This is a genomic window from Haloarcula sp. CBA1122 (assembly GCF_009741785.1).
GTDB lineage: Archaea > Halobacteriota > Halobacteria > Halobacteriales > Haloarculaceae > Haloarcula > Haloarcula hispanica.
Genome location: NZ_WPCB01000078.1, coordinates 1 through 9,838 on the forward strand (window position 1 = coordinate 1; position 9,838 = coordinate 9,838).

Sequence of the window (9,838 nt, forward strand, 5' to 3'; positions counted from 1 at the left end):
CCCTCGCGGGCCACGTCGGCCGCCGCTTCGGCGGTCTCACGGCCGCCGTCCACGTCGACTTCGAGGATCTGACCGCCGACGCGACGCTTCAGTTCGGCGGGCGACCCCGTCGCGGCGATGCGGCCGTCCCGGAGGACCGCGACGCGGTCACAGAGCGCGTCGGCTTCTTCGAGATACTGGGTCGTGAGGAATATCGTGGTCCCCGTCTCGTTGAGTCGGCGGAAGTGGTCCCACAGGCGGTTTCGCGCCTTCGGGTCCATCCCCGTCGTCGGCTCGTCGAGGAAGACGAGGTCCGGGTCGTGGACGAGGGCCGTCACGGCGTCGAGTCGCTTCTTCATCCCGCCGGAGAACCGTTTGGCGGGCGTGTCGGCGACGTCACCGAGGTCCGCGAGTTCGAGCAGTTCCTCGATTCGCTCTGCTCGCCGACCACGCGGGACGCCGTAGGCCTCGCAGGCGAACGCGACGTTCTCCCGCGCGGTCAGTTCCGCGTCGACACTCACGTCCTGTGCCATGTATCCGATGGTCTCCCTGACCGCCGTCTGCGCCGCGGTCGCGTCGTGACCGTTGACGACGACTTCGCCCTCGGTCGGTTCCAGCAGCGTCACCAACACCTTTACCGCGGTCGTCTTGCCAGCACCGTTCGGCCCGAGGAACCCGAAGAACTCACCGCGAGGGACGGTGAGCGACACGTCCCGGACGGCCGTCGTTCCGTCCGCGTAGGTGACGCGGAGGCCGTCGACGCGTATCGCCGCCGTCGACACGGCGGCCGGCCGGTCGGGATCGTTCGCGACACGTCGCTGTTTCGGTTTCGTCATCGCCGTCAGAGTGGTCGCTCGCCGGTACCGAGAGCGTTCTGTGACGTATGAGAGGTGGGTTTATGTGGCGGTTCCGGCACACATCGGACATGAAACACCTCCGGGTCACCGCTCGCATACCGCCCGACTACGCGCCGGAGTTCTTCGACCTGCTGGCGAACGACCCCGAAATCGAGGAGTCGCGCATCGTCGACTGGAACCGCACCCCCGAAGGGTGTGATACCGTGCTGTTCGCCATCGACGGCGACGCGACCCGGTTCGTCGACCGCGCGCCCTCGACGCCCGGCGTCGAATCGGTGACGCTCTCGGGGGCCAAGCGGCGACGGACGTACGCACTCGTCGAGAACCGGCCGCTGTCGATGCCGATGTTCGGCGCGATACACGACGCTGGCACTCGTCTCGGCCTCGTTGTCCTCAAGCCGCTCATCTATCGCGACGGCACGGTCTCCTGCCGCGTGGTCGGCGAAGCGGGGCCGCTGCAGGACGCCCTCGACGAGGCTCCCGAACCCATCGACGTACGGGTGGACAGCATCGGCACCGTCAGCGACGGCCTAGCGCGACCGTCGTCCAAACTCAGCGAGCGTCAGCGCGAGGCCGTGAGGACGGCCCTCGCTCTGGGATATTACGACCGGCCTCGCGGTGCGACCCACGAGAACGTGGCCGCCGAGCTGGGGTGTGCCCCCGCGACGGTCAGCGACCACCTCCAGCGCGCCGAGGCGAAACTCGTCCGCGCCGTCATGGACGACTTCGGTCCGACGGTCTAGCGCCGATAGCGCTCGGCGTGGCGGGGACAGAACTCGGTGCCCCGTAACTGGGCGTCGACGACGCCGGGCTGTCGGTGGGGGTTGTGGAGTCGACAGCCCTCGTCGTCGCAGAAGGCCTCGCCGGTGTCGAGGTAGTGGTACGCCTGCAGGACGTATCCCTTGATAGCGTCGGTCGTCCGCGGGTCGTCCTCGACGAGAAACTCGCCCTCGACTTCGTTTTCCAGCACTTCTCGGGGCGGTGCGCCGCCCCCGAACAGGGCGTGTTTCTGCTGTTCCTTGTAGTACTGCTCGGGCTTTGCGGGGGCCTCGTAGAGTCCCGGTACCGAGACGATTGCGGACTGCCCGAGGACGTTTACGCGCTTGTGCCAGCGGCCGTCGTGGTCGCCCCAGGTCCCGACGACGCGGTCCAGCAGCGGGACGTGGAGGTGGTCGAGCGAGCGCTCGGCGTCGGGCAGTCGGTCGCCGAGGGCGCGCTGGACCGCCAGGCCGTCGTAGATGACGCCGCCGGCCCGCTCGGGCGAGTCGAGGGCGCGCTCCTCGTAGCGAACGATACCCAGCATCGTGTTGCCGGTCTCGCGGTCATAGGGCGAGAGCACGCGCGCCTCGGCGAACGACTCCGCCAGGGCCGAATCGCCGTGGCTGGCGAGAAACCGGTCGCGGACAGAGACAGTCGCATCGACACGGGCGTCCAGCCAGTCGGCGATAGCGTCAGCATCGGCGACAGTGGTCGGCGCGCGATACAGTGTGACAGACTCCATATATTGGCCGGTGGTATCGCCGAGTAATACCGTTTACGTCTCGTGGGCCCGGCGGATTTGATACCGGGTGGTGAGGGCGGCGCCCGATTCGAGTTCACCGGTGTCGGCGTCGCCCACTTCAGCGACAGACTGCCCGTCGCTGGAGTGAGCTACGATCCTGTTTCGTGGGGGAGTTCTGGACTCTCTTCGGTGAGGGCGTCGATGAGGTCCATGACCGACCACGTCGTTCCGTCGTCGGTACATGGGTACACCCCGACGAGGTCATCGTCAGCGTAGGCGGCGGCGACAAGCATCGGCAGTCGGAGCACCTCTGTACTCCCGCCGACCAGCAACGAAGACGTTCGCGTTTCGAACGGCGGTCGGAGACTCAGTCCGTGTTCCTCGGCCCACTGTTCGTACCGGTCGACGGTGGCCAGCACGTCACCGTGGCCCTGCTCCTGTGCCATCGGAACCTCCTCGGGCCAGGTCTGTACGGTGAACTCGTCGATGACCCCGGCCGCGTTGAGTTCGGTAAATCGGTCAATAGCCGTTGTTCGCGGCCCACAGACCGGCCGCCTGCTCCAGAGCTGGACGGTAAACGCCCGGGTGGCTGACTCCTCGGCGCTCTGGTCGGTGGTCCGCTGCATCTTTTCAGACATTGGTTGATAATTACTAACATGATGTTTCCATGCTACCATAATTGTTGGTATTTGTGCGATATTAGCGCCGCTATAGCACAAATAATGCAAATATAACCGCATATTTGGTCCCTTATTATCTATATAAGTGGACAGATTTCAAACCAGTAGCTATGGGACGGTATCGGTACCATGGGTGTTTTTATACATTAGTGTATAGAAGTGTCCATAATGGCAGACGCATTTGAAGTACAAGAGGAGTTCCGGTTCCTCGGCCGAACGTTTGCGGAGTACTGTCGGCTGTTCGGGCTGGACCCGTCGTCGCTCGGGGGCCACTCGGTGCTGGACTGTCCGGGCGGGCCGGGGTCGTTCACCGCTGTCGCGAGCACGCTGGCCAACAGCGTGGTCGCAGTCGATCCGATGTACGGCCGGACGGTCACTGACCTACAAACAATCTGTCATGACGCCGTCGAACAGACGGTGGCCCAACTGCAGGCACAACGCGAGGCCTTCGTCTGGAGCGAGTACGGCAACCCGGCGACACGGGGCCGGTATCTCAGGGCGGCCGCCGAGCGGTTTCTGGCAGACTACGCGCGACATCCCGGCCGGTACGTCCAGGCTGGCCTGCCCGAGCTCCCTTTCGAGTCGGACGCGTTCGATATTGTGCTGTCGGCGAATCTCCTCTTTCTCTACGATGACCGTCTGGACGAGCAGTTTCACGCTGACGCGATGCTGGAACTGGCCCGCGTCGCCCGCACCGAGGTCCGGGTGTTTCCGCTGCACTCCCTAGATGGCAGTCGCTCGGCGTTTGTCGACCCTGTCCGCAACCGAGTCGAAGACGCGGGCCTCACGACCCGCTTCGAGTCGGTTCCCTACGAGTTCCAGCCCGGCGCGACCGAGGCGCTGGTGGTGACAGACCCCGCCCAGTGGGTATGACCGGTCACAGACAGCGTCGGCTTCGTGCTGGCCTGTCGCTGCCTCCCAGCCCACTCGCTTACAGCGTCAGTCGCAGGAAAACCCTGAGAACTGCATCGCGCCACAGGAACGACCTACAGAGAAGGGAGGGCGTTAGTCGTCAGCAGGGGATGCGGCGTCGCGGCTCGTGACATCGACCGGTTCGGCGTCGACTTCCAGCTCGTCCAGCGCGACCTGCGCGGCGCGCTTGCCGGAGACGAGCATGGCCCCGAACGTCGGCCCCATACGCGGGAGGCCGTAAGTCGTCGCGGTGGCCATCCCGGTGACGACGAGGCCGTCGTGGGCGAGGCCGGTGTGTTCGACGACGGCGTCCTCGCTCTCGCCGACCCACATCGAGTCGTGACCGGGCGAGTCGTGGCCGGGTGCGCCGTAGGTGTCGTCGTCGGTCTGGTCCATGCCGCTGGCTTCGTCTTCGAGGCCCGGCGCGTTCAGGACGCCGCGCTCGTCGAGTTTCTTGACGGCCATCGCGTCGTGGCCCGTCGCGTCGATGACGAGGTCAGCCTCGACGGCGATGGGGTCGACGCAGGTGATTTCCCGTGGCAGCGCGTGGACTGGCGTCCAGTTCATGACGATGCCACCGACGCGGTGGTCCTCGCGGATGACGATGTCGGTGAACTCCGTCATGTTCTGCATCTTCGCGCCGGCATCGCAGGCGGCCTTGATGAGGCCGGAACACGCTTCCGGCCCGTTAGCGACGTAGAGGCCCTCGCTGTCCTTGGACTGCTTGTGGTCGACGTCGAGTTCATCGAGCACCTGCTGGGCCGGGTCCCGAACGGTAACCTTGTTCATCAGGAAGCCGCCGAGCCAGAAGCCGCCGCCGAGGTAGTTGTTCTTCTCGACGACCATCACCTGCACACCGCGCTCGGCGAGTTCCTTCGCGGCCATCAGCCCCGATGGGCCACCGCCGACGATGATGACATCGGAGTCCGAGAAATCCATGAACTCCTCGGTCCATTCCTGCCCGATTGCGCGTGTGACCTCTGCTTCGCCAACGTCGCTGAACTGTTCGAATGAATCTGAATCGCTCATACCACCTAGTGATATTCTTTGGTGGTACATAGTCGTTCTGATGGCCTCGTCTGTTTGCTGAATCTCGCGCACGGCCGCTGGCGTGGAAGGCAGTAATAAAAATGGTTCCACACGGTGGTTTCAGGACTAACTATCAAATGAGAGTATTGTGTGCTAATGTCTACCGAAACAGGCAACACGTACACGGTCGACACTGAACCGGCGGCAAGAGACATCGACGATATCGACCTGCACGAATACGAAACGCGGCCGGTGCTGAAGTTCCTGATCGCGTTTCTCATCGGCGGGGTGTTCTTTCTTCTGCCGGTCCCGTACCAGGGCGAGGTAACAGTCCCGTTCGACATCGTCGTCAGCAACATAACCGGGGCGTTCCCGAACGTCATCGGCGTCTACTCACTGGCGATCATCCTCGCCGGCGGGATACTGACGACGCTCGCGATGGCCAGTGACGGCGAGGTCGCGGGGTACGACCTGTCATCCTTCGAAACCTCGGGAGTCTTCTGGGCGCTCCGAGTCGCCGGCGTGCTCGTCGCGCCAGTGATGTTCTTCAAACTCGGTCCAGAGTGGCTCCACACACCCAGCACCGGCGGGCTGATGTGGGGGACGCTGGTGTACAGCGTCGGCGTCATCATCCCCATCGGGGCCATTTTCATCACGATATTCGTCGAACTCGGCGGGCTGGAGTTCGTCGGAACGCTTGCGAGGCCGATAATGCGACCGTTGTTCAAGGTCCCGGGGCGGGCCGCACTGGACAGTCTCGCATCGTGGGTCGGCTCCTACAGCGTCGGCCTGTACGTCACCCGCAATGTCTTCGAAGACGGCGGCTACCACAAACGCGACGTGTTTACCATCGCGACGTGCTTTTCGACGGTGTCAATCGGCTTCGTCGGCGTCGTCGCCGCCACGCTCGAGATGCTCCCGAAGTTCCCACTCATCTTCGGGGCGTACTTCTTCTGTGTCGTCGTCACTGGCGTGATTCTGGTCCGGGTGCCGCCCATCTCCAGGATTCCCGAGGAGTACATCGCTGAACCCGACCCGGAACTCGCCTTCTCCGGGACGCCGTCGGATTACGTCCGGCTGGCGGTCAGCGAGGCCGTCGGCAAGGCCAAGGACGGCGAGACGTTCGCACAGGCAGCCAAGCGGGGCTTCGTCGACGGCCTGAAGCTCACCAGTCTCATTCTGGGAACCATCCTCGCTGTTGGACTCGCCGCAACGCTGCTCTCGGCACACACCCCAGTCTTCGATATTCTCGGTCGCCCGTTGACGCCGGTCATCGCTGCGCTCGGAATCCCGAACGCAGAGGTCGTTGCGCCGGCGACTGTCGTCGGTATCACCGAGATGTACGTTCCCGTCCTGCTCGTGAGCGAGACAGCGACGAAGGCAAAGTTCTTCGTCGGCGTGCTGGCCGTCTCTCAGCTCATCTTCTTCTCCAGCGTCGGCCCGATGATGATGGACATGTTCAGTGACGTCCCCATCCGGTTTCGGGACCTCGTGGCGTTGTTCATCATGCGGACGGTGCTCCTCGTGCCACTCATTGCCGGCATTACTCACGCCCTCGCCGCGCTGGGCCTCCTATAGGTATTCGACCAGCGCTTCAGCCAGTTTCTTCTCCGCCCGCCGCAAGTGGTCCTCCGCGGTTCGGCGCTCCACGCCTACCTGCTCCGCAATAGCCGCCGTTGTCGTCTCGCGGGGCAGTTCGTAGTACCCCTGCTCGTAGGCCGTCAGGAACACCTCACGCTGCCGTGGCGACAGGTCCGGGAGCATAGCATCGACGGTCAAAAGCGGTGCGTCCGGCGTTACGGAGGTAATCTCACGTTTCGATTCGACGGTAACGTCGAACTGTCCTGCCAGGGACTGGTACACTCTGGCCAGTGCGTCGGGGCTGAGACCGAGTGCCCGGACGAGCTTGCCGCCACTGGCGTATTTCAGCGGCGGGACCAGCAGACAGCCCTCGTTCGCCAGAAAGCGCTCGACGTTGTTGTCGAGCTGTGCTTTCAGACACTCCTCAGTGACCAGCACCTGCTCGTCGCCGTTTTCCAGCCGCTCACCGATACCGACGGTGGTGCGCACCTGCTCGATAACGTCCCCGACGTCCCCGCCGCTAACGTGCAGAAGGTCGCTGTGGTCGTTACACCACAGCTCGATGCGGGTGCCGGTCCCGTCGGTTGCCGCCTCGTAGGCCCCGTCGCCGTAGACACGGAACAGTACTTCGTACATAGCTAGCGGTGCACAAGAATATATAAAAACAGTTCCGAACGGTGACGATCTGCTAACACGGTTCTCCACTAATGGTGTGGTATGGCACAGCAGTCTTCCCCAGACACCGACCACGACGTCGGGACGCCCTCGGAACAGTGGCGCGAGTACCAGGGTTCACCCACCGGCACCGACATCGAGTGTGAAGGGTGGCGACAGGAGGCCGCGCTCCGAATGTTGAACAACAACCTCGATCCCGAAGTCGCCGAGAGGCCGGAGGAGCTAGTCGTGTACGGAGGGACGGGGCGTGCGGCCCGGTCGTGGGACGCCTACGATACTATCGTCGACGAACTCCGTGAACTCGGCGACACCGAAACCCTCCTCGTCCAGAGCGGCAAGCCGGTCGGTCGGTTCGAGACCCACGAGAAAGCCCCGCGCGTCCTCATCGCGAACTCGAACCTCGTCGGCAAGTGGGACACCTGGGAGCACTTTCACGAACTTGAAGCGAAGGGACAGATCATGTACGGCCAGATGACTGCCGGCTCGTGGGCCTACATCGGCACGCAGGGCATCATCCAGGGGACCTACGAGACGCTGGCCGCGCTCGCCCGGGAACACTACCCGGACAACGACGGGCTCCGCGGGAAGATTGTCGTCACCGGCGGCCTCGGCGGAATGAGCGGTGCGCAACCGCTCGCGGTGACGATGAACCACGGCGTCTGTCTCGCGGCCGAAGTCGATGAGGACCGTATCGACCGGCGCATCGAAACGGGGTACTGCCAGGAGAAAACCGACGACCTCGCGACGGCCATCGAACGCGCACAGACGGCCGCGGCGAACGGTGAGCCCTACAGCGTCGGCGTCCACATGAACGCCGCGGACATGCTCGCGGAGATGTTGGACATGGGGTTCGTCCCCGATGTAGTGACCGACCAGACGAGCGCACACGACGAACTCGAAGGGTACTACCCCGCTGGCTACACTGTCGAGGAAGCCGACCGGCTCCGCGAACGCGACCCCGAGACGTACGTCGCGGAGAGTCTCGATACGATGAAGCGCCACGTCGAAGGCATTCTGGAACTGCAGGACAGGGGAGCCATCGCCTTCGAGTACGGCAACAACATCCGGGGGCAAGTCGAGGACCAGCGCGACCTCGACACAGCATTCGACTTCCCGGGGTTCGTTCCCGCATACATCCGCCCGCTGTTCTGTGAGGGCAAAGGACCGTTCCGCTGGGCCGCGCTCTCGGGCGACCCCGCGGACATCCACCGGACAGACGACGCGGTCAAGGAGCTGTTCACGGAGAAAGACGACCTCCATCGCTGGATCGACCTCGCCCAGGAGCAGGTATCCTTCCAGGGGCTTCCCTCGCGAGTGTGCTGGCTGGGGTACGCGACAGAAGACGGGCTGACCGAGCGCGCCCGCCTCGCGCTCCGCATCAACGAACTCGTCGCCGACGGCGAGATTACGGCACCCATCGTCGTCACGCGGGACCACCTAGATGCCGGGAGCGTCGCCTCGCCACACCGCGAAACGGAGGCGATGAAAGACGGGACTGACGCCGTCGCCGACTGGCCGATTCTGAACGCCCTGCTGAACTGCGCCGCCGGCGCGGACATCGTCAGCGTCCATGACGGCGGCGGTGTCGGCATCGGCAACTCCCTGCACACGAACAACCACGTCGTCCTCGACGGGTCTGATCTCGCAGCCGAGAAGGCCCGCCGTGTGTTCACGACCGACCCCGGGATGGGCGTCATTCGCCACGCCGACGCCGGTTACGAAATCGCACAGGAGATGGCCGACAAGAACAACGTCGCGGTCCCGATGCGTGACCGCAACCGCGACCAATGACCGACCTGACAGACCCGTCACCGTGGACCGGCTCGTCCGACGACCCGAACGACGAGCAGTTCGGTGACGTCGTCGAAACGGCCACACTCGCGACCGCTGACGAGTACGACGTCGTGCTGGTGGGCGAGCCGTACGACGGGGCCGTCATCGGACGGCCGGGCGCGCGTGCCGGCCCGGCGGCTCTCCGACGCGAACTCGGCGGAACGAAGACGCATCACATCGAACGCGGACCGGTCCGCTCAGTCGCCGACCTCGGCGACATCGAGATTCCGGCCGGCGGCGTCGAACGGGTCCAGAGCGCTGTCCGCTCGATAACGGCCGAGATTCACGCAACGGGCGCAGTGCCGGTGTTTCTCGGTGGCGACAACTCACTGACGTTCCCGAACGCCGCGCCGCTGTTGGCTCACGAAACGGTCGGCGCAGTCAGCTTCGACGCCCACCTCGATTGCCGCGCCGTTCGGGACGAGCCGACGAGCGGGACGCCGTACCGACAGCTCCACGATGCAGGCCTCGACGCACTGGCCGTCGTCGGCGCGCGCCACTTCGAAACCTCGACAGCGTACCACGACTACCTCGCCGAGCAGGGCGGGACGGTCCTGCCGCCGGAGTCGGTGGCCGGCGACCCTGCCGGCGCGGTGGACGATGCGCTTGCCGCGCTCGGCGACGTGGACGCCGTCTACGTGAGTCTGGACCTCGACGTGCTCGACGCCGCAGCCGCGCCGGGCGTGAGCGCGCCGACGCCGGGCGGCCTCTCGACGCGAGAACTGTTCCGGATGCTGGGCCGCGTGGCGTCCGACGACCGTATCGCCGGCCTTCGAGATAGTCGAGTGCGC

The 9,838-nt window shown here is 64.7% G+C and carries 9 protein-coding genes and 1 pseudogene; 5 read left to right on the forward strand and 5 right to left on the reverse strand.

Annotated elements, in window-relative coordinates:
- The coding region (locus GJ630_RS18460; protein WP_191450646.1) for an ABC transporter ATP-binding protein at positions 1-815 on the reverse strand (815 nt) is incomplete at its 3' end.
- A gap of 89 nt (positions 816-904) precedes the next feature.
- Between GJ630_RS18460 and GJ630_RS18465 the strand changes: the two genes are divergently transcribed.
- Positions 905-1,579 carry a helix-turn-helix domain-containing protein gene (locus GJ630_RS18465; RefSeq protein WP_252718863.1) on the forward strand — a complete coding sequence of 225 codons (675 nt, stop codon included), beginning with the start codon at positions 905-907 and terminating at the stop codon, positions 1,577-1,579.
- Here the strand turns inward: GJ630_RS18465 and GJ630_RS18470 are convergent.
- Both GJ630_RS18470 and GJ630_RS18475 read right to left on the reverse strand, forming a co-directional pair.
- Positions 1,576-2,337 carry a DUF7001 family protein gene (locus GJ630_RS18470; protein ID WP_191450648.1) on the reverse strand — a complete coding sequence of 254 codons (762 nt, stop codon included), beginning with the start codon at positions 2,335-2,337 and terminating at the stop codon, positions 1,576-1,578. The two genes, GJ630_RS18465 and GJ630_RS18470, sit on opposite strands and share 4 nt — an antisense overlap.
- Before the next feature lie 149 nt (positions 2,338-2,486).
- Positions 2,487-2,975 (reverse strand): HTH domain-containing protein, encoded by a 489-nt coding sequence (locus tag GJ630_RS18475; protein WP_044951969.1) that lies wholly within the window; start codon positions 2,973-2,975, stop codon positions 2,487-2,489.
- Between the two features lie 210 nt (positions 2,976-3,185).
- On the opposite strand from GJ630_RS18475, the gene GJ630_RS18480 reads away from it, so the two are divergent.
- On the forward strand, positions 3,186-3,890 hold the full coding sequence (locus tag GJ630_RS18480) for a class I SAM-dependent methyltransferase (protein WP_014041011.1): 705 nt from the start codon (positions 3,186-3,188) through the stop codon (positions 3,888-3,890).
- Between the two features lie 132 nt (positions 3,891-4,022).
- On the opposite strand, the gene GJ630_RS18485 is transcribed toward GJ630_RS18480, so the two are convergent.
- Complete coding sequence (locus GJ630_RS18485) at positions 4,023-4,958, reverse strand: sulfide-dependent adenosine diphosphate thiazole synthase (RefSeq protein WP_008312519.1); 936 nt, start codon at positions 4,956-4,958, stop codon at positions 4,023-4,025.
- Between the two features lie 156 nt (positions 4,959-5,114).
- Here GJ630_RS18485 and GJ630_RS18490 point away from each other — a divergent pair, with 156 nt between their 5' ends.
- On the forward strand, positions 5,115-6,536 hold the full coding sequence (locus GJ630_RS18490) for a YjiH family protein (RefSeq protein ID WP_191450649.1): 1,422 nt from the start codon (positions 5,115-5,117) through the stop codon (positions 6,534-6,536).
- Here the strand turns inward: GJ630_RS18490 and GJ630_RS18495 are convergent.
- Positions 6,531-7,175 (reverse strand): helix-turn-helix domain-containing protein, encoded by a 645-nt coding sequence (locus GJ630_RS18495; RefSeq protein ID WP_014041014.1) that lies wholly within the window; start codon positions 7,173-7,175, stop codon positions 6,531-6,533. The genes GJ630_RS18490 and GJ630_RS18495 overlap by 6 nt on opposite strands.
- A gap of 81 nt (positions 7,176-7,256) precedes the next feature.
- Here GJ630_RS18495 and hutU point away from each other — a divergent pair, with 81 nt between their 5' ends.
- Positions 7,257-9,005: a urocanate hydratase gene (gene hutU / locus GJ630_RS18500; RefSeq protein WP_191450651.1), complete on the forward strand. Its 1,749-nt coding sequence runs from the start codon at positions 7,257-7,259 to the stop codon at positions 9,003-9,005.
- Positions 9,002-9,838 (forward strand): annotated as a pseudogene (gene hutG, locus GJ630_RS18505) (formimidoylglutamase); the annotation flags it as partial. The gene hutU and the pseudogene hutG, both read left to right, overlap by 4 nt.

Coding starts and splice junctions, on each gene's coding strand:
- GJ630_RS18465 (WP_252718863.1), top strand. CDS start 905: ATGAAACACCTCCGGGTCACCGCTCGCATACCGCCCGACTACGCGCCG.
- GJ630_RS18470 (WP_191450648.1), bottom strand. CDS start 2,337: ATGGAGTCTGTCACACTGTATCGCGCGCCGACCACTGTCGCCGATGCT.
- GJ630_RS18475 (WP_044951969.1), bottom strand. CDS start 2,975: ATGTCTGAAAAGATGCAGCGGACCACCGACCAGAGCGCCGAGGAGTCA.
- GJ630_RS18480 (WP_014041011.1), top strand. CDS start 3,186: ATGGCAGACGCATTTGAAGTACAAGAGGAGTTCCGGTTCCTCGGCCGA.
- GJ630_RS18485 (WP_008312519.1), bottom strand. CDS start 4,958: ATGAGCGATTCAGATTCATTCGAACAGTTCAGCGACGTTGGCGAAGCA.
- GJ630_RS18490 (WP_191450649.1), top strand. CDS start 5,115: ATGTCTACCGAAACAGGCAACACGTACACGGTCGACACTGAACCGGCG.
- GJ630_RS18495 (WP_014041014.1), bottom strand. CDS start 7,175: ATGTACGAAGTACTGTTCCGTGTCTACGGCGACGGGGCCTACGAGGCG.
- hutU (WP_191450651.1), top strand. CDS start 7,257: ATGGCACAGCAGTCTTCCCCAGACACCGACCACGACGTCGGGACGCCC.